Here is a 20,738-nt window from a genome sequence, read left to right as displayed (position 1 = left end):
TCACCGCACTGACCGATGACGGGATCGAAGAGCTGACGGAAATGATCCGCGCCGCTCGTATCACCAACAAAACATGGCATGAGTTCCTTGATGACTTTGTGCATGACACCGATCTGGCGGCACGCATCAAAGTTAAATCGCCGCGGTAACAATGGGGCGGTTACCGTGCTCAGGTGTCCTGCAACCCTTCCGATAGCCACTTGGTTTCGCCTTGGGATGACACCACGCACAAATAGGCCCGCGCTCGCGAGAACGCGACATATGCCAGCTCGCGGCCGTCCATTTCGTCGCCGCTGACAATCAGGATTATTGCCGGTCGTTCGAGACCCTTGAACCGTCGCACGGTATCCACCACCACGTCTTCGAGCGCCATGGTTTCGGCATCTGTCAGAGGAATGCTTGTTCCGCCACTTCTCTCGAGGAAGCCCGTCCGGGCGGCTGGCCCATTGACAAGCACAGCTATGTCACCAGGGGCGACTTCCTCTTTGAATACGAGCCGTCGAAGCTCCTTGTATGCGGCTTCGAGTTTTGCATCGGGATTCTCGGCATTAATCCACGAGACCTCGAGGCCATCGGGCCCGTCCGCAATTATCTCGGGGCCGGAATAATGCACCGAAGCGGCACTGTGGATGTTCTTAGTGTTGCGGAGGTTTCGGGAAAGCCGAACCGGAACGACGCTCAGATCATGAACGCCATTCCCCGCGCGCTCGTAGACCCTCTGGTTGCTGTCCATGAAGACGCGGAGGTGTCCACCGTGGCTCAGGCAGGCATCGATTGCGATCCACCAATCGGTACTGAAGTCCTGGCCTTCATCGACAACGATCGTGTCCCACTTGAGTGCCGGCTGAACTTCCATCGCGCGGTAGAGCGCGTTTGGCAGTGCACTTTCATAGAGTTCCCGTTCACTGATGTTCGAAGGCGGCGGGACACCAGCCTTGCGAGAGATGTGCCCGCAAAGTGCGTGAAATCCGGCGACCGTGAGGTTTTCAATATTTTTCAGCTTCCGTTCGAGGTTCGTCGCCAGCGGGCGGCTGTGACAGGTCAGAAGGGTCTTCCGTCCAGCCGCAGCGGATTTTAGTGCTTCCTCGATCGCCACCACAGTCTTGCCGGTCCCTGCGCCACCTCGGATAAGAGCGCGAGGGATCTCAGAAATTGTCTCAAGTATCTGATATTGTGAGGGCTCAAGCGCCTGAAAGTCTTCAGCGGCTTCTGACAAAGCTGCCCCAATTACAAAGCTCAATTTGAAAGGCTTGGCCAACAGCTCCTCCAGTGCTGCCATGCCATCTTTTCCCAAGTCTTCGCAGTTTTGGGGCCGCTTTCCCTCATTCATCCGGCGAGAAATCCACCCGCGCAAATCGGTGTAGAACTCCCCTTGGCAACAGAACAGTTTGCGAGGACGATCTGACCCAAGATCTCCCTTGATCCTTTCGGACTGAGGAAAAATTACTCCTTGTGCTTCGTGAATAAAGCGCGGATTCCATCGACGTGAATTTTTTAGGCGTTTTCTTATCTCATGTTTTGCGGACCTTGCTTGCGCAACTGGATCTTTAATCTTGTGTGGAAAATTCCCGCGGTCCACAGAAATCCATTGATCTCTTTCGGGATCAAACTCTATGCCGCCACCCTTTACCTCAATCGCCAGAATTCCGTGTGTCGGGTGCGCGATTAAGAAATCGCATTCGCCATCAATTTCGTTGCCAAGGCGATCAAGTCCGACCCAAGGGCGCGTATAAAAAACCGAAAAGCTATCATCGAGAGCCTTTGCAAGCTGGTTATATACCCGCACCTCAGCGCTGCGGCGCGAGTCTTCCAGAATGGATCGTGGGATAGTTCTGGGCCAAAGTATCGCCATTACGCCCTCGCGACCAAATCTTCAAAGAACCCAAGCCCCGAGCGCCTCCCATCGCCGGTCAGGAGCGCGCGATCGAGAAAGCTGTTGAACGTTTCGCATGACGTCTCGGGCGCAAGGCAGCATGCGTGGCATACCGAATGAGAGTAGCTGTTTTCCGCACGCATCATGTCCGTGATGCAGAGCGGATCGGAGGAGCACCACTCGATCGCGTCGATCGCACGTTGCAGAATGCCCTCAATGCGCCCCGCCTTTCCCTGACGTTCGAGCCCGCCGAGCGTCCCGTCCGAGTCCGGTGTTGCGGTATAGATAAGAAGCCCTGCCATTTGCTCATCGCCGGTCCCAGCATAGATCCTCTCCTGAAGGGATGCAGAGGAATATCCGCACTCAAGCGTCAGTTGGCGCATGAGAGCGTGCGCGAGGGTGTGGCATAGCATGTAGCGCGGGGTGATCGCCTTTGGCGGCTTTGCGTCGTCGCCATAGCGTTCCTTCCAGTCCGCCTGATGTCGAACCTCGCACTCGGAGACGCGCGCAATGACATCAGGTCGGATCTCCCAAGTCGACAGCCGTTCCTCGTTTAGTGCGAGGAAGATGCCCTCACCTCGAACCTCGATCGCCGGCAGCCATTCAAGCGGAGTCTTCGAGAGCCGTGCCACCTCGGGCGAATCCGGATCGCCGGGCGGATTGATCCGGGTGAATCCCTTTATGGCGCGAACCTCGCGAAGTCGGACAGCCCGCACCACTCTGAAGATCCATGGAGCTATCTCCGGGGATACGGTTTCTCGTCGCGTTTCGAAGTCGATGTCGGGGGTCCGACTGCGACCTGGCTCGGTGACGAACTGCCGATATTCTGCCGGACGCAGATCGTCGGTTCGCAGCTGCCCGTACGACGTGAGGCGGGCTCGGATTGCCTCTGCCAGTTCTGCGGGTGACATCTCCAACTCCTTCAGGATGCTCTCTAGGTCACCCTTCGCTAGGAAGCCGATGTACTCCTCCAGCTTCGAGAGGTCGTCGAGATTCGTAAGGGAACTCCACCAATCGCCTAAGACTTCCTGAAGACGGTCGGACCAGGGAGGTATACTGAGGGCTGAAGCCGTAACCGCAAAGTAAAGGTTGGACGCACCTCGCTGGACTGCGTACTGCTCCTTGCCGCAAATTTCATCGCCATCGGCAAGCCATGGTCTATGCCCCCGGCATTTCGGCCCGCGTTCCCAAGTCTTCTTCGAGAAAACGCCGTCCATAGACCTGCGCGCGCCGCACTTCGGGCATCTGAGTATGAGGCCGGCGAGGCCGGGTTTCTCGGACCGCAGGATCAGACCGGGGTGACGCTCTGGGTTTTCCCGCTTCGAAACCGCGCAATCCGGCCTGTGCCCCACCCACCAGTCCCAAGGGAACTCGTCGACGTGGCCATGCTTGCAGGCCATCACAAAGCGGACGGGGATGACGAAGACCTTGCTGTCACCATGGGATCTTTCCGTGCACGTCGGGCAGTAGCGATAGGCCTTGCCCGGATCGCTCTTCCATCGCCGTTCCGGCTTGATGATATCGCAGCTGGGGCACTGTAGCCATTTTGGAAAACGCACAGCGACGAGACGCCGAGTATCCGGATCGTCATCCTTCCCACGTTCCAGGGTCACAGGGGGCGTCCTGAATCCCTTCACGCCAAGTTTCTTCTGCAGGCGTGTCTCACGAATGACCTGCGGGTGGGCCAGACCAGCCGGAGGAAAGGAGCGGTCCCATTCCTCGAGTCCCGCTGCTATCCCCGAAACGGCTCCTCCACCCGCCCTGAAATCCACCACCGAGCCGGGACCAAATGTCGAAACGACTGCGCTTCGCCGCAGATCCTGAAGGTCATTCTTCATGTGTATCATCCTTTGCCCTGAGGACAGGGGCCATCCTGAAGGGGGTTCCTGCCTCGACGGTCCGCATGGAGTTGAGAGTTGGCCAAGCAGCACCGATATCGCGACCGGCAGCCCTGCGAGCGGCTGCGCGCTCGGCGCTCTGGAGAAGGGATTTCCCCCCCTTGTAGTCGCTCCAGTAGACAGTGGGGGACCTTGCTCGCCATGTGTCGAGAAGGCGTTCAAGCTCTTGCCTGACGGCAGTCTCTTCGGGATCGATCCGCTTCGCCCGGTCGACGATCAGGTCGATGAGGCCCATCGCGAGGTCTTCTGCTTCATCGTCCATGCGGGGAGAGTCGAGCATGTCGGGAACAAGGTGGCGAACCGCGGCAACCAGCGTCGCGTGCAGCGCCCTGTCGCGAGCCCGTGATGCGAAGGGAGTAACGCTGGTCGCCTCCACATCCCTGTAGAGGGTGCGGTGCCAGCTACAGAACGTCTCGAAATGCGAACGGTCTCGCGCCTTGGCGTTGTTGAAGACCGCAACGACAAGTCCGCTAACGTCTCCACGCCCGACGCGGCTGGTCGACTGGATGTACTCGGCGATGGTCTTGGGTTGCCCGTTGACCAGCATCAGTCCCAGTCGGGAAATGTCCACGCCGACGCTGACCATGTTTGTCGCAAGAACCGCGTCGACAGCGCCAGGAAGCCCAACTTTGATGTCGAGAAGGTCGAGCATCCCACGGATTTCTTCCTGCGTTCTCCGGGATGTAAGTTCCTCGACGTTACTGAGGGGTCTTCTTTCTTCGGAGCGAGCGTCAGCATATAGCGCGATACTGTCAGTGACGTCGTCCTGCATGAGGACGAGCGCACCGCCAAGCTCGCGAAGCGAGTTGAAGTACCCGACGAGCGTCCAGTAGGCGTCCCGGCGAACATCATCGCTGAATGCCCCGAAAGCCGTTTGCAGCAGGGAGCCTGCGACGGCCTGCAGGGTGAACTTTGCCGATCGACCGGCCGTCGTGACGCCGAGATAGCGCCTTCCCACTGCCTTCGGCCGCCGATCACGAACCGCGAAACCGGAGTCGTCGTGATCGATCGCTGGCGGCGGAAACTGGAATGCTTTGCGATCAAAAAGTGCCAGTACCTGCTCCGACGCTCGGTGGATAGTTGCCGTCGAGCCGATGACCTTTGCCCGATGTCCACGCGCGGCGAACATCAGGTCGAAAGCTGCCTCATATGCTCCAGCGATCGTCCCCAAGGGACCGGAGATAAGGTGAAGCTCGTCTTGGATTATGAGATCAGGCGGGGAGCCATCTGAAACCCCAAGCAGGCCGTTGGTTCGCTTCTCGCGGACAATCTGAGCGAACTTGTCGGCTGTACCGATAAGCAACGTCGGCCGATTGTTGTAGACATCTTCGTCTACAGTGAAGACAGGCAGGACCCCGTTCATCTTGCACTTATTGTTCGTGCATTTCGCATCAACGGGAGAGGTGGCGCTCGCCATCGACCAAGTCAATTTCTCGCCGCAGGCCGGACAGCTTGCGAGCTGCTTTGGAGACGCTACCTCCGAAGAGCCTCGAAGGGAGGCGAATGCATCGGCGCGCTTGTTGGGAGTAGCATCCCCTCCAACCCAAAGGCCAATCGAGAATGGTTCGTCGCCTTCAAGTGCCAAGCCGTCGGGAGTCGCCACGCGCCCAGAGCGTATCGCTTCCAAGGCCACAATCATCGCGGCGGCCCTCGCAAACTGCTGGGTCGTGAGAAGGCGCAGTGTGTAGCGCATGAGGGCACAGACACCACTGTGGTCTCTTGGATCATCTGAGAGGCGGCGATACACGGCAATGCACGCGATCAGCGCGAGGTACGCCTCGGTCTTGCCGCCGCCGGTAGGGAACCAGAGGAGGTCCATGACTCCTCGGTGCCTGTGATCGCGGATGACCGACGACGGGGCACTGAGGAGCAGGAACCCTAACTGAAACGGTCGCCAGCGCAAAGAGCCGTGGCGGCTCTTGGAGCTGTCCCAAGAATGTTGCAAGTGCATGGCAAGGTTCGCCAGTTGGAAGGCTCGCCGAAGGCGCGGATTGGTCTCGAGTTGGTTGACCGATGCCCGCATTCGCCCAAGCGCTTCCTCGCATTGGGCGAGATGCGCGTCAGCTACAGACTTTAGTTCTGGGCTCACGTCCGACGCGTCGTCCAAGCGCTTCCGCTGCACCCGTACCCAGCGTTCGTAGGCATCGCAGAAGGTCTGCAGCCCTTGTTGAAGGGCCGCTGTATCGGCATAGGCAAGTGCCTCGGCCGAGAGCGGATCGAATGCACCGCTTTCGTTCCCAAGCTCGGAAAAGAAGGCGTGACCATTCGGATCGACGCCCTCCACTATTGCTGAAGGGAGCCACGTCGTCCCGACCCATCGTGCAGTGGGGCGCGTTCCGGCTGCATAGTCCGAGGATTCCCAATCGGCGGAACAGACATGCCCGACAGCAAACTCTGCTACGTTCCTGTATAGCAGAGCCCCGCTTTCCTCGTCACTGACTGAAACGGTCCCATCGGTCCTCCCTTGATGCCTCGACGCCGCGCGTCGAGGGGGCTTCGGCACCAGCAGGGTCCCCTCACAGGGTTCGATGCGAAGCGTCGTCTGGAAAAGCGACGCGGCCTCGATTTCATTTCGGTCCAGCTCTGGAACTATCGAATTTACGAGCGATAGAGTGACTAAAACGGACCCGCCGGCATTGATGCATCGTACACTGAGTGAGACGTTGGGCAGCCCTTCACCGTGTTTGGCAAGCGCAATTCCGCGCGTCGGGCCGGGTGGAAGATCGAGGGCTGCAATATCGACCTTATGCGGTTGGCGAACCCAGATGTCGACGTCGTCGCGCTTTTCGATCCTGTACGTGGCGAAGCTGCAGGTGACCCGCACTTGCGCTATGCCACTAGAAGCAACAACGCTGAACGATACACCCGCCAGGGAGGGCTTCTGGATAGATCCGGTTCTGACTGCATCGTTCTCACCGCCGCTATTTTCTCCCGAGCCTGCGCCTGCGGTTCCGAGGCGATCATCATCCTCCCCCAACATCGCCGTGCGCTGGGGCCACAGGATGCCGGTGAGATAGACATCTGATGGACGCGAAGTCAGTTCCTCATTCTCTGCACGTGGCCCGACCAAGTCCTCGGCGAGCCGATACGCGACAACATCCCTGTCCTGTGATTTGTCCTGCATCAGCACTAACTCCGGTCAGTTTTGTAAAATGGGAATGCTACGATTCTAGGTGTCAGCAAAAATCCGGACGACGCCCAAGGTTCGTGCAATGCTTTATTCTTACTATCTTCTGGGGCCAGCACGATTGATGAACAACCCTGCGCCTTCACATTTTCTATTCGGTCAGGAATTTTATAGGTCATGCTGCTAGAGTTGGACGCTATTTCTCTAATATCGCTCGAGAAGCAAGCTGACATGATGCCAACAGATGTCCCAGCTTCACTCGAGAAAATATCATATCGCGACTCGCCTTCCGGTTGTGTCTGTAGTTGATACGCAGTGACAGAGTTTGAGGCAGCTGCGAGGAGATCTTGCGCGGCTAACGCGTCAGCGGACTTAAACTCTGCTATACCAATAAGACCTCTCGGCTCGACGTCACCGTTCCGTCCGATTTCTACAGACACTTGTTGTTCTCGAGAATTTCGATTGGAACAGTAGACGCGTCCAGAACCGAGCTTTTCGCTCCAAAGGGACTTGCTCGGCGCAACATAAAGCTCTTTCCGCGCGCGCGTAGCGCCGACAAATAAAACACGGGCTTCTTCGACGACACCTTCGACAGACCGCAACTTGCGAGCCTCGGGCATCATCAGGATCACCACATCCGCCTCACGCCCCTTGCTCGCGTGGATTGTGCTCAGCGTGAAACCTTCCAACCCAAACTCAGATCTGGCCACCTCGATTGGAGGGCGGGCACCCGCCAAGCGGCGCCTCAATTGCAGCATATCCACCACCCCATCATGACGACCTGCCAATTTCAGGAGCGACAACCAGGCGGCGCGCGACTCATCTAGGGCGCCAACATGACCGCCAACTTTGCTAGACCAAAGCTCACGGAATTTCTTCTCGGAAATGAAGGCCTCTAAGTAATGCGAAAAGCAGAGGGAAAGCCATGCTGGCAACCCTGCATCATATTCAGAAAGGCGAAGACCGTGAGCATCCGACTGATCTTGGGAGAAGTCGAGAACATCTGCCCGATTTCGAAATAGAACGAGAAGGTCTTGCGGTGAATCCGCAGGGTGTTTATTTATGAATTTTTCAAAATCACCGGCTGAAAGCCTTTCAATTGCATTCGCCACCCAATCACGAAGCTCTAGAACCTGGTACTCCGACTTCATCAACTCGGTGCGCAAGTCCGAATAAATCGTCCTGAGTTGAGGCGAAGATGTCCGATGAACTTGCCGGAGAGGCAGGCCGGAAAAATGTCCAAGTTTTTTGGCGCGAACCCTCTCTAGCAACGATCCGTGATTCAAATGATTGCCGCGCTTCGAATTGCGCTTTGAGAAACCATAGATCGCTTGAGCCTCATCAGCAAAAATCGTTAATCCACAATCAGTTGGCAGTTGCCTAATCATTGCTTCGATCAGTTCCGCTCGGCGGCCAACAATGTCCTGAGCTTCATCAATTACGACATGCTCAATTTGCGAATACTCATCGGCCACATCCTCGTCGGACATCAGCAATGCGATTACGCGCTCGATGTTATCATCGTAAGACCCTGTCAGACGGGCCTTGGGATCGTGCCCAGATCGGACCGCCCACGCATGCGAGTCGATTGTTGCGTTGTGAATGGCATAGGATGCCTCTCCGACGTATGAGTGTAGGCGCGCACGTATTTCCGCTGCGGCTGCTCTAGTGAAGCTGATCATCAAGATTTTGCTCGGCTCGATGTCTTCTTCTGATATCAGGTATGCAAGACGAGCACATGCGACTGCCGTCTTTCCCGTACCAGGTCCTGCTTCGACGATCAGCCGAGCATCACTGTCCGCAGTGATCACGTGCATCTGTTCGGCGTCCCAGCCCGTGAGCAAGTGGCGTGCTCCAACTGCTGTGCTCGCGTTCAAAATTGGGTCCTGAACACTCGCTTCAGCCGCGTCACCAATGTGTCTACGGCATCCAGCGGCATCATCGTTGGTCTTGTCCTGAATGATTACTACCTCCGGCCCAAAAAGAAAAATGGTGGAAATGCCACAATTCTTGGTGCCAAGATGAAACCGGAGGAAGCCCAAGGCTCATTCAATGTCTCGAGTTCATTGTCGTCTGGGCTCATTACGATTGTTGCACAGCCCTGACCTCTCACATGGTTCACGTAGCTGGGCGGCTTGTGGCTTTTCTTTTGTTTTTTGTTCCCGAGTATCTCCCACAGGTCGTACGTGAGATTGCGCGAGAGGGTGCCAACACAGGGACCATCGCTACCAGCCTTGATCCTGTAGCGCCAATCGAGGTCGGGATCGGCTTCCAATTTGTACGTGGTGACCACATCGGCGACCTTGGCCAGAAAATCTTGACCCGCCGAGGCGTCGGTAAGGCTAAACTCACTCCGGCCCACGAGACCCCGCGCGGTGATGTCGCCGTCACGACCGATCTCGACCATCGTCGACTTGCCGTTTCTCGCCGAGCGATGAACTCGTCCCGATGGCAATGTCGATGCTCTGAAGGCGTTGCTCTCCCCGACTATGAGGGATGCGCGTGCACGCGTGGCACCGACAAAGAGCACGCGCGCCTCTTCTATCTCGTCCTCAATGCACTCGAACTCCGCGCCGTTCGGCAGCAGCAGAACGACGTTGCTCGCCTCGCGACCCTTGCTCGCGTGAATCGTCCCAACGATAGGTCCGTGAAGGCCGTATTCGGGAAGAGTCAGCTCGACAGGGGGCCGGGTCTGGCCAAGGCGTCGCCTCAGCCTCTGCATGTCGACGGAGCCGTCCTTGCGTCCTGCAACGCGCATGAGGTGCCGCCAAGCTTCGCCCGACCCGTACTGTGGCGCCGCCATGTTCTCGATGCGCGCCGCCCAGAGGTCGAGAAAGCGTCGCTCGGCGATAAACGGGTCTACGAAGTCCGCGAAACAGATCGCCAACCATGCCGGAAGCGTTACCCCGAATCCTGACAGGCGCAACCGATGGGGAAGATCACAGAACTGCGACGCCATGAGGACTTCGGAACGAGTTCGAAAGAGCAGAAGATCGTCGCTGGAGAAGTCAGCAACCTTCATCTCCGTCCACTTCAGCCCTTGCTGGTCGGCCAGTGCCCGGATCTTTTCAGCTGTCTCGACGTGCAATCCGCCAAGGTGCTTCTGTTTGTCGAGGACATCACTCCGCAGTTCAGAGAAGATTTTGCGAAGCCCGGGGGAGGACGTTCGATATATTTCCGTCAGGACAAGGGGCGTGAAGCCTAGTGCCTTCACGCCCCGCAAGCGGTCGAGCAGCGGCTTGCCGGGCTCTGAAACTCCCCCTTTTTGACGCCCGATACTGTCGTCGGAGAAGCCATAGATCGCCTGAGCCTCGTCGGCGAATATCGTGACTCCGCAGTCCGAAGGCAGCCGATCCACCAGAGCCTCGATCAAGTCCGCTCGCTGGCCGACGAGGTCCTGCGCCTCGTCTATGACGACGTGCTCGATCTGCGCCAGTTCGTCTGCCACGTCCTCATCAGCCTTCAACAGCTCGATGACGCGTGTAATGTTCTCGTCGTAGGATCCGGTCAGCCTCGCATTCGGGTCATGCCCAGAGTGGATGGACCAAGCATGAGAGTCGATGGTCGCGATCCGAATGCCAAAGGATGCATCGCCGACGTAGGAATGCAGCCGTGCACGGATTTCCGCCACGGCTGTTCTGGTGAAGCTGATCATCCAGGTATTGCTGGGTTCGATATCTTCTTCGTTGATCAGGTAGGCGAGGCGCGCGCAGGCGACGGCTGTCTTTCCGGTTCCGGGACCCGCCTCAACGACAAGCCGGGCCTCCGAATCCGCCTCGATCACCCTGCGCTGATCTGGATCCCAGCCTGCATCAGTGCTTGAGACATTATCCGCGAGTCCAAACCAATCATTTATGAAGGCGGCATTCAATTCGCTCGTTGACCACTTCAAAGTTACAGGATCGAACACGCCGCTTAATGTTAGCGCTCTGCGAAGCGCTGGAGTCATCCCACCATCGCCGGTCCATCGTCCCTTCGGAGTAAGAGCGGGTGCCCCGGTCAAGACAGCCGAGCCTTCGAAGGAGTCGAGGAAATCGATCAGAGTCTCGGTCGCGGTCTCATCAACATCTGGTACCAGATGTTCAGAACCCGTGCCGCTCACGATACGATGATCTCCTATAGCAACGACCTTGCCGTCAGGCAGCGCGATACGACGTACGGGCAAAGCCACGAGGACTGGCTCGCCAAGCGTCTTTCCGAAACCGACGTCCTTGATCTCACACAGAACATCGATCACGCTTTCGACGAGTGCCGAGGCTTCCGAACTGTCTGGTCCCTCGACAAACTGCTGAACCCATTCCACCACAGCAATCCGACTGACGCCACGGCGGGCGCTTACGACACGGCGCACCAGATCCGCAATCGCTCTTCTGGTGCGAGGTCCGGACCCCGATGGTATACGAAGGCCGGTGATCAAAGTGGGTTCGATATTCACAGATTGCCTCGCAAAGTACTACAGGAAGATGATTGACGTTCAATTGCTTAGCAGTCAACCTTGCCACGTTTATATCGTGCCGTGAAATTCTTTATGGGACTAAAACGCGGCAACAGAGTGGCGAGTTCGGGAAATACAAATGCATATCGGCAATGCGCTAAAAGACAGACATGAGGCACTTGCTGATCATTTCGCAGACCTTGCCGATGCGCGAGACCAGCTTCCTCTTTTTGCAATTGAGCATGGCCTTGACGAAGCCGCACTGGAAGGGCTTAGAACGGCAGTTTCTGATCAGCTTGAAGCCGATCCCCAGCTAAAAGGCGCTGCGTGGTCCTGGAGCTATCTGCCACTTCTCGTCATGGCCACTGAGGTGGGTTATCGGTACCGTGGAACGGGTACCGATTTCTGGCCGGTCTTGGCTCAGGGGCTCGGCGTGGAAGCTGGGTCGGCGTTCCGTTCAGGATTGTCCCGCTTGTTTGATCTGGGACATCGGAGTTTTCGACTGGCAAGGCCGAGTGACAGTCCTTGGGAGCGTCATTTCCCGCATATTGCTTGGCCGATTGGCAACGCGCTAGTTCCGCTGGAGATACAGCCGCAGTTGACGGATGCCCTGAGACGATCCGTTAGAGCGGGGATCTCGGCGGAAAACATGGATGGCCTGCTTGAGTATCTCAAAATGCTGGCTGCCGGGCACGCCAGTCGTCGCTTTGAGTACTGGTTGCAGCAGGAAGATATTGCTGCAGAGGTCATGCGGCGTCTTCTTGCGCCAGATGCAGAAGGCTGGCTTTCTCAGGGTATTCTGCAGCGGATTGACAATGACATAAGGAAAGACCTCAGTTCACATCGCGCAATTTCGGAAGCGCGCAAGGCTGCAGCAAGAAGATCAGCTCGTGTTACAGCAATTGTGCCGTCTCAATTCGTAATCACGCTTGTTGACAGCGTGCCAAAGCAGCTTCTGGTCAGAGGGCCTGCGCTGCCGTCCCAATCGCGTGATGAGGTGATCGCCGCGTTGCGTATTCAGGGAGACCGGATAAGGGCTGCAGGAAGCGATCAGACCATCGCGCTCTGTTCATTTCTCGCCGGTGGGGAAATCAGGCTTGGTAAGTTCACCGGAATGCCTACCGACCCTCTATCTCGTGGTGATGCAGCACATGTCGAGCAAGGTCCCGCTTGTGGGGCGCTTGAGAGTTTGCAGCCTCTGCAATCGGCTTTCTTCCTCATCGAGCGGGGCGAACGGACTGCCCGCACCATCTTTCCGGACGAAGCCCTTGCTCCAAATGCCTCAATGCTCCAATTACTGCGGATCGACCACGATGGCACGCCAAAGTTTCGTTGGCTTGAGACATCTTTGGGAGCTGATGTCGAACTGCTGCGACGAAAAGGATTCAAGGTTTCAGATAAGGCACCGTCGCTACGACTTCTCGGTCTGCTGATGTCTGGCGCTCAAAACAGTTTTCTGCGTGGCGTTCCAGTACTTGCCGCGCAGAGCTTGACACATCGAGCGTTGCTGCTCGACGGGGTTCAGCCTGTCAGCGAAACGCTCCGGCTCCAAGAGGATGACTGGTCCGTTTTTGAGCCTAGTGTAGGTAGGCACTGGGTTGGACCTGCAGATGGCGATGATCATGATCGAGTTGAGTTTGAAGTTGTCGAGCCACCCGACCTTGAGCCTGCGTCGATCAGTATTTTTCCCGCCAACGCTAACATCTCCGATCTGGAGGCTGGGCGTTTGGAAATTAGGGTTACGGCACCGCTCAATCTTGAGGAAGTCCTAGTAAGGCTACGACTCCGATCGGCCGAGGAACCCGAGATAATTTCCGAGGGTGTCATTGACCGACTTCCTGCTCGAATAACTGGACATTCACCCCTAATTCGAGCGCTGCGGGCGCAGCTGGCTGAAGGCTCCGCAGGCCTTTCCGAACTGCGCCTGACAGTCGATGTCCATGGTCTTGTACAACTCAGCATTTCGCTTCCTCCAATGCACCGCGAATTTCACTATGATACTGACGTGGATCGTTGGATCAGTACAAATGAAGATGGCAGGGTTTTGCCTTCCATGGTTGCAACCCTGCAGTCTCCGATCCCGCGTACGTCAGAAATCGTCCCTTCAAGCACCCGACTTATTCTCCCCGATGCCACAGATCACGGGGCGCTAGCGTCAGGTCTGATCACCTCAGAGAGGTCAGAGTTTCACATTGGTACGCACGAAGCCGATTCCATCTCAATTCCTGCGTTTTTGCGAGAGGCAAGCTCGCGGAACAACGGCGTTGGCCTGATTGATCTCGCGCGTGCCGATGTTGCATGGCAACTGGCCCAAGCGAGCGATCAATTCGGGAACTGGCGACGCTGGTCGGTTGTTGAAGCTCTGGAAGAAACACTGATCGACCTGCTCTGTGGCGTGGCATGGCGAAAGCTCGAATCCGGCATCGATCTTTCGATCCTGTCTCAACACGGCGCACTTTTGAGAAGTGCTGAGGCACTTGGTCTCGTTTCAGGCGAAGATCTGCCAGAGATCGAATCCAATTCGGACCAGATTTTTCTTCGGGAACGGCTGATCGCACGTCTGAGAGAAACGGTACCCGATATAACAGACGCGCTGGCCCGATTGGACGACGAACTTACTGGCGACCTCGATCTCGCTGTCATCGATGCATATGAGGATCTGCGTAGACACGTACAAGCCAGCGGGCGTGAAGCATTCGAAGAAGTCGACATGGCCCGTTCCCCGACGACATGGCGCAAGGCATTGGAGCGGTCTCGGGACATCCCGCTTCTACCAATGTTCAGGCACCTTATCCTGCCAGAAGCGCGGTGGAAGGCACTGATGAACACTTGGTATGCTGAACTTACCGAAGATGATCTTGTGGATTTGCTCGACTCATGCCACGTCGATGCCTTTCGGCGGCCGGGGCTTAGATGGCTTGGTAGGGCCGAATTGCGGACAATGCTGCAATTGTGGCTTTCGCCGCGAGCGATGATCGAAGCAGATGAGTGGCCCCGATTTCTGGCAAAGGGCCTTTCAGACATACAGACCAGTCGCGCTGTCCGCTACGTTGCACTCCGCCGAAAACTGGCTCTATTGGACATGCCCGACGGGAGCCCAATGTAATGGATCAATATCTGCGGTTCATAAACGGACTACAGGCTCTACGTCGCAAAACATCCGCGCTTGGCATTGGCTTGGGAGGCGCTCTCGGTGTTGCCGCCGACCCGTTACCTCATCAGCTTGCAACTGTACGCCGGGTGCTGGGCGACAGCCATATTCGGCATTTGCTGTCTGACGAGGTCGGCCTCGGGAAGACAGTTCAGGCACTGATGATAATCAATGCCTTGCGATGGCAAGATCCGTCGCACAGAACTCTCGTGATCGCACCGGATAATCTCTTGTCCCAATGGCAAGAGGAGGCTTGGATCCGTGGTCATGTAATGCCCGCGATAGCCGGGACCATTGACGGAAGCGATGACGATACTTCGCCAATCACGTTGGCCAGACCGCGTGATTTTATGACTCGAACTGGACAGGTAGCACGTACTATTAGCGCTGATCCTACTGTCTTCGATTTGCTGATCGTGGACGAGCCGCAAACCATGCCACGTGATGCAATCCAGGTCGTGTCGCAAGTTGCGGACGAGTTTCGACAGGTACTGGTACTGTCGGCCACACCCCGACTTGGCGATCCCTCGTGGCGTGATCCCATTCTGCGGATGATCGAACCTGAAGCTGCCTTTCGCGCCAGAATCGAGGTCCGACCGCTTGACGAGATTCTGGAAGATCGCGAGGCGCAGGCCATTTTAGCGTTACGCAACCTGGAAAATTTGCGCGAAAAAACCAATGGCTTCGTTCGAGCAGGGGCGGGACGGCGGGTAATACGAAACGGACGCGCAGATTGGGGCGAATACCTTCCTCAACGAAGGAACCACGAAATCCGAATTCAGCCTTTGGTACCGGAGCGGTTGCGATTTGAAATTGCCGATATGCTTCTCCAAGATGCCGATCCCGAGCAGGGACTTCAAGGTTCGGCATGGACGTCAGCCAAAGCTCTCCAGCGAAGCGCAAGGGCTGCGCGTACGGTCTTGGCTGAAGTGACTACGCGCGGCGGCACTCTCGGCAAGATGGCGGAAGAGGCGCGTATTGCTTCGCTCGAGAACCCTGGAGACAGCCGCCTGGACGCGCTCCTCGACATTCTCTCCGCTCAGTGGGGCGAGGATCCGGACAAGGCGTTCATCATTGTATGTGGCGACAACCCGACCATCGACATGCTGAGGACGGCGTTGCCTCGCTACTTTCCAGATCTTGCGGATGCGATCTCGGTCTTGCGTCGCCCCGCTTCGACTGACGTCGAAGGCGTGACCAACCTGAGAGAAATTCAAGAGACACTTGCTCCTATGCTGTCCGGGGACAGCCGCATGTTACTTGTGGGGGATTGGGTGCAAGCAGGGCTCAATCTTCATCACGTCGCACAAGGCATCATCTTTTTCTCTCTGCCTTGGGAAGTTGATAGTATTGATCAGTTGATCGGTCGAGTCGACCGGCTCCGTTCTACAGGTGATAGAAAGGGGGCTAAGCGTACAATTGATATTTGGCGGATCCTGCTTGAAGGTTCGCAAGAAGCAGCAATTGCCGACCTAGTTTCGGCCCTTGGAGTTTTCGATTCACCTCTTCCTCCATTATCGCCGTCCGAGTTGACTGAGGTTCAAGCTTCACTAGGTCAAGCTGCAATCAAACGCCAAACAACTCGTGGCGTATCACCGCTCGCTGGTAAGGGTACAGGTCTGCAAACTCGCTTTGCGTCAGCTGATCCCTTCACGGTGAGGCGGGCGTCGGCAGAATATAAAAGTTGGCATGAGCAGCCGTGCCCAGCTCCGGCAATGATGAATGATCGAGCGCGTCCAAATGATACGCCGATACGCAAGGAAGAGCGCGCGATAGGTGCATGGCTAAGGGCAATCTCGAGTTCGACCGATTTCGATGTGGGAGGTCGTGTCGACAAAGAGGACGGATACGGCTTCCAGACAATCTGGTACCACGGAGTTGGCGAGAGGGGGCGTGCAGGTGACAGCCCATTCTTGCTGCCGAGAGCGTCTCGGGACAACTGGATGACGGGGCATGTACCTTTCATTTATCGGCGTTCAGCAATTACCGCTCCTCCGCGCAAGGGCGTTTTCACTGATGAAGGCGAGCGATCCGCCGAGGGTTCGAAATCCGCTCGCCCACTGCATTTTCTCGATCATGGGGGCGATTTGCATGACGCTTTGGTGCACGGTTACTCGAACTTCGTCATGGAACAGTTTGGACCCACGAAGCCAGTTATCCAGACGAGCGTGCGGCTTCCAGAAGGGCATCCAGCACGGGATATCGGGCGGATCGTAATAGCGACTGTCGTTAGTCTGGATCCCTTTCCCGACGAGCTTCTGCCGCCACTTTGGTCGCCCGCTGCAAATGAGATCCTGGCGTCAGCTCCGACCGAAGCTCAAAGAAAGTCGCTGACCGCCGACCGTCGGCGTTTGCAGGTCCTGTTGCGTGCAATTCAGCGCAGGGTGCGGCTTGAAGTGCCGGCGCAAATGTTGCGCATTGGTTCAGTCAGAGGGAAGGATGGCTGGACCGGATTATCGACTGAGCAAGTTGATCTTTGCCTGCAGCCGTTAACGTCGTCGACTAATAATGCAGTGGCTCGAGGGAAAACGCCGCGATCCGTTCTTGAGAAGCCAGAAGTTGCGCGCGCAGTGAGGTCTAGCCAGCTCAGTCAACTCAATATAGAGGCGACACGTTATCAATCTGAGGCCTTGCAGCGCTCGCGTCCCGCTCTTGAGTACCTCGCTATGCAGATCTTCGTACACTTCCAGGCCGAGATTCTAAACAGGGAACTGGCACTTGAACGTCGTAGAAGCTCGCCGCCTGACAGTGGACCAGTGGAGCTTTGGCAGGGTCAGGTTGCAGCGTTGGAGCGCTCACTATCAATGGCGCGGGTCATAAGTGCCGAGGCATCAGCTTATATACAAGAGTATGGTTCAGGAAGGATGCTTCCCAAGTCTCCACCGACCTTTAGCATCTTTCTAGCGCTTATCACTGACACCTAGTCCAAAACATTCCCTAAGCCAAAATTCAGCGCCTATTGGTGATAGCCTTGCCGCACCCTAGTCTCGCGAATGTCCAGTTCTTTACTTCCGATGGCTACTGGATACATTGCGCGCTCGGCCCCACCCTAATAATTGAATTTTAACGCATTTTTTGCGGAAGTGGTAACGGAAAGAACTTTGGAATGGCAGGTAAAGTGATCAGGATTGAGCGGGTTTCACCGAGGGATGGCGAAGTTGAAGAACCAGAATTGAGTGCGAAAGGCTATTGTCTCGGAGATCCGAAGTTCGGGGCAGAAAAGCATCACAGCAAAAATGCTGTTTTCGCGAAAACACTGGAAGAGGTTGCGGAGCTTGTTTCCGCAGGTTTCTCGCTGCGGATGGTGAGTAACGGGAAGCGGGCATCACTCGTTTCGCCGAAGAGCTTGCGCATTGTTCGCGACTAGTTGGCCGTATGTACTGCATCCGTAGGAGAACTTAGCATGATCGCTGCGGCCAGATCGGTGGTTGCCATAATGTAAGTTTGCGTCGCTGACAGTTGAGGGAGGGGCCTAAACCGTTGCCAAGGACCGCCTACCACAGCATCATTCAGATCGCTGAAGTTCAGTTGAGTGAAACGCTCCGAGTTTGTCGGAGACCATCAACTTAGATCAATGGTCGCAGTTCACCAGCAGAGGTGGTCGCAGGAATTTGGACCAGTTGCTAAGCTTTAGCGATTGACGAAGGACTGACCTGAGATGACGAAACGAAAGCGCTATTCTGCGGAGTTCAAGGCGAAGGTGGCACTGGAAGCCATCCGCGAAGAACTGACGACGGCCGAACTGTCCAAAAAGTACGGCATTCACCCGACAATGATCAGCGGATGGAAGCGCGCGGTAACCGGGCGATTGGCACCGCCTGCCTGAGGCTGGGGCGATGATCTAAGAGACGTCGTTAAAGACGTCATTAGCGACGTCTCTTATACGGGGTCTGGGATGCGTGGCGAAATTCTTGGGGCGGAGCGGCGACGCTTTTGGCATGACGACGACAAGCTTGAGATTGTTGCGTCGGTTGGGATTGCCGGGGTGAGCGTGACGCAGGTTGCGCAGCGCCATGAGATTAAGCGACAACAAATTTACGCGTGGCGACATGAGCTGAAGAAGAAAGGCTTGTGGTCGCCCGATGCCGGTGCGCTTTTCTTGCCGCTGGACATGCCCGTGACTGCAGGAGTGCCGTTGGCGCAGGTCCCGGTCGCTGAGCTACCGCCTCCAGTTGCTGTTGAATTGCGCCTACGTGGCGGGCGCAGTTTGCATTTTGAAAGCACGATTGATCCTGCTGCGCTGTCGGCGTTGATCCGTGTGGTTGACGCGGCATGATCGGCCTGGGAACCGGTGTGCGTGTGTATCTGGCCTGCGGTGTCACGGATATGCGCAAGGGGATCGCGGGGCTGGCGGCGCTGACCCAGGACGTGTTGCGACAAAAGCCTACCAGCGGGGCGGTGTTTGCGTTTCGAGGCCGTCGGGGTGATCGGATCAAGCTTCTGTTCTGGGATGGGCAAGGGTTTTGCCTCTATTACAAAGTGCTTGAGCGGGGCCGTTTCCCTTGGCCGAGCGCCAAGGATGGGGCGATGCGGCTGACCTCGGCGCAGCTTGCGATGTTGTGGGAGGGGATCGACTGGCGGCGTCCTGATTGGGGCGCTCCGCCGGCGCGCGTGGGGTGATTTTGCGCTAGGATTTACGTTATTTATATGGTGCTTTAACCTGACTTTTGGTAGTCAGGCGCATGTCGAAACACGCCGAAAACCTCCCCAATGATCCCGCCATTTTGAAGGCGATGATCGCGGTTTTGCAAGCGGAGAATGCCAAAATATCGGCTACGTTGCGCGTTCATGACCAGCTGGTTCAGGCGCTTCGCCTGCGGATCGCCAAGTTGCAGAAACTGGCCTTTGGCAAATCTTCGGAAAAGATCGAGCGCGAGATCGAACAACTGGAACTGGCGCTGGAAGACCTATTGGTCGCGGTGGCTGAAGGCGATGAAGGCCCCATCAATGAAGGGCAGGATGAACCGTCACCGGTAGCTGCCGATGCACCCGCTTTGCGGCGTCGGCCACGTGTCTCGGATGCGACCCCGCGCGAGCGTCGTGAGCTGGACCCCGGTGCCTGTTGCCCGGACTGTGGCGGCGATCTGCGCGTGGTGGGTGAGGATGTCAGTGAATTGCTCGACATGATCGCCGCCCAGATGAAGGTGATCCAGATCGCCCGGATCAAGAAGTCCTGCCGCCGTTGTGAGCGGATGGTGCAGGAGCCAGCTCCCAGCCGCCCGATCCCGGGAAGTATGGCCGGGCCGAACCTGCTGGCACATGTTCTGGTCTCGAAGTTCGACGATCACCTGCCTTTGTATCGCCAGCATGAGATCTTCGCCCGCATGGGGGCGGACATTCCCGAAAGCACGCTTGTCGGCTGGTGCGGCCGTGCCATGAAGACGCTGTCACCACTGATTGAGCAGATCGAAGCCGACATCATGGGCAGCGATTTGCTGCATGCGGATGATACGCCGATCCGGGTGCTGGATCGCTCTTTGCGCGACAAGGGGCTGGGCAAAGGTGTCAAACAAGGCCGGATCTGGACCTATGTGCGCGATCAACGTCCCTGGGCGGGGGCATCGCCACCGGGTGCTGTTTACCGCTTTGCGCCAGACTGGAAAGAAGAGCACGTTCTTGGCCACCTGGCCGAAGCGCGCGGCATCCTGCAAGCGGATGGATACAAAGGGTATGCCAAGCTCTACACGCCTGAACCCGGTGGCAAACCGCGCCTGCGCGAGGCGGCCTGTTGGGCCCACCTGCGGCGCGACTTCCATGACTTCTGGACCTCGACCAAATCCGAGATCGCCCGCGAGGCGCTCGACCGGATTGGCAAGTTCTACGACATTGAGCGCGATATCAACGGCCAGTCCGCCGAGGTCCACTATGCGGCGCGTCAAAAGCTCGGTCTGCCCAAGGTCGAGGCTTTCTTTGCCTGGTCCGAACAGCAGCTTCTGCGCATTCCGGGCAAAAGCGATCTGGCCAAGGCCTTCCGCTACGGCCTCGCGCGGCAGGAGGCCTTCAGCCTGTTCCTAGCCGACGGTCGCGTGGCCATCGACAACAATCCGGCCGAACGCGCCCTGCGCCCGATTGGAATCGGCCGAAAAAATTGGTTATTTGCAGGAGGGGATACCGGTGCAGAAACCCTCGCGCGTGCAATGACCGTCATTGAAACCGCCAAGCTGAACGGTCTCGACCCACTGGCCTATCTGGCAGACATCCTCGACCGTATCCACGATCACAAGATCAACCGGCTGGACGAATTCCTGCCGTGG

11 protein-coding genes and 1 pseudogene are annotated in these 20,738 nt (G+C 57.0%); 7 read left to right on the top strand and 5 right to left on the bottom strand.

Annotated elements, in window-relative coordinates; translation table 11 throughout:
- Positions 1 to 169: 169 nt before the first annotated feature.
- The 5 genes from DWB67_RS16505 to DWB67_RS16485 form a co-directional block, all read right to left on the bottom strand.
- Complete coding sequence (locus DWB67_RS16505) at positions 170 to 1,852, bottom strand: NERD domain-containing protein (RefSeq protein ID WP_119808668.1); 1,683 nt, start codon at positions 1,850 to 1,852, stop codon at positions 170 to 172.
- Entirely contained in the window at positions 1,852 to 3,711 is a 1,860-nt protein-coding gene (gene drmB, locus DWB67_RS16500; protein ID WP_119808667.1) for a DUF1998 domain-containing protein, read from the bottom strand. The genes DWB67_RS16505 and drmB overlap by 1 nt, the downstream gene beginning before the upstream one ends.
- The gene (locus DWB67_RS16495; RefSeq protein ID WP_119808666.1) at positions 3,701 to 6,895 is read right to left on the bottom strand and encodes a helicase-related protein; all 3,195 of its coding nucleotides are present in this window, start codon (positions 6,893 to 6,895) and stop codon (positions 3,701 to 3,703) included. Before DWB67_RS16495 ends, drmB begins: the two co-directional genes overlap by 11 nt.
- 5 nt (positions 6,896 to 6,900) lie before the next feature.
- Entirely contained in the window at positions 6,901 to 8,775 is a 1,875-nt protein-coding gene (locus DWB67_RS16490; RefSeq protein WP_119808665.1) for a UvrD-helicase domain-containing protein, read from the bottom strand.
- Positions 8,776 to 8,864: 89 nt separating this feature from the next.
- Positions 8,865 to 11,201 carry a UvrD-helicase domain-containing protein gene (locus DWB67_RS16485; RefSeq protein WP_147385961.1) on the bottom strand — a complete coding sequence of 779 codons (2,337 nt, stop codon included), beginning with the start codon at positions 11,199 to 11,201 and terminating at the stop codon, positions 8,865 to 8,867.
- Positions 11,202 to 11,472: 271 nt separating this feature from the next.
- On the opposite strand from DWB67_RS16485, the gene DWB67_RS16480 reads away from it, so the two are divergent.
- From DWB67_RS16480 to DWB67_RS16450, 7 genes and pseudogenes are all read left to right on the top strand, one after another.
- A complete protein-coding gene (locus DWB67_RS16480) occupies positions 11,473 to 14,439 on the top strand; it encodes a hypothetical protein (RefSeq protein WP_119808663.1) in 2,967 nt (988 codons plus the stop codon).
- Positions 14,439 to 17,408, top strand: a complete 2,970-nt coding sequence (locus DWB67_RS16475) for an SNF2-related protein (protein WP_119808662.1) — start codon at positions 14,439 to 14,441, stop codon at positions 17,406 to 17,408. The genes DWB67_RS16480 and DWB67_RS16475 overlap by 1 nt, the downstream gene beginning before the upstream one ends.
- 182 nt (positions 17,409 to 17,590) lie before the next feature.
- Positions 17,591 to 17,851 (top strand): hypothetical protein, encoded by a 261-nt coding sequence (locus DWB67_RS16470; protein ID WP_119808661.1) that lies wholly within the window; start codon positions 17,591 to 17,593, stop codon positions 17,849 to 17,851.
- 291 nt (positions 17,852 to 18,142) lie between these two features.
- Positions 18,143 to 18,298: pseudogene (locus tag DWB67_RS16465) on the top strand (transposase); the annotation flags it as partial.
- A gap of 81 nt (positions 18,299 to 18,379) precedes the next feature.
- Positions 18,380 to 18,760 carry a transposase gene (locus DWB67_RS16460; RefSeq protein ID WP_119808659.1) on the top strand — a complete coding sequence of 127 codons (381 nt, stop codon included), beginning with the start codon at positions 18,380 to 18,382 and terminating at the stop codon, positions 18,758 to 18,760.
- On the top strand, positions 18,757 to 19,104 hold the full coding sequence (gene tnpB, locus DWB67_RS16455; RefSeq protein WP_119808658.1) for an IS66 family insertion sequence element accessory protein TnpB: 348 nt from the start codon (positions 18,757 to 18,759) through the stop codon (positions 19,102 to 19,104). The genes DWB67_RS16460 and tnpB overlap by 4 nt, the downstream gene beginning before the upstream one ends.
- 62 nt (positions 19,105 to 19,166) lie before the next feature.
- A partial coding sequence (locus DWB67_RS16450; RefSeq protein ID WP_119808657.1) for an IS66 family transposase occupies positions 19,167 to 20,738 on the top strand: 1,572 nt, incomplete at its 3' end.

This window comes from Paracoccus sp. JM45 (assembly GCF_003590715.1).
Classification (GTDB): Bacteria; Pseudomonadota; Alphaproteobacteria; order Rhodobacterales; family Rhodobacteraceae; genus Paracoccus.
Note: the sequence above shows the minus strand (reverse complement) of the source record. Positions and strands in the feature narration are given on the sequence as shown.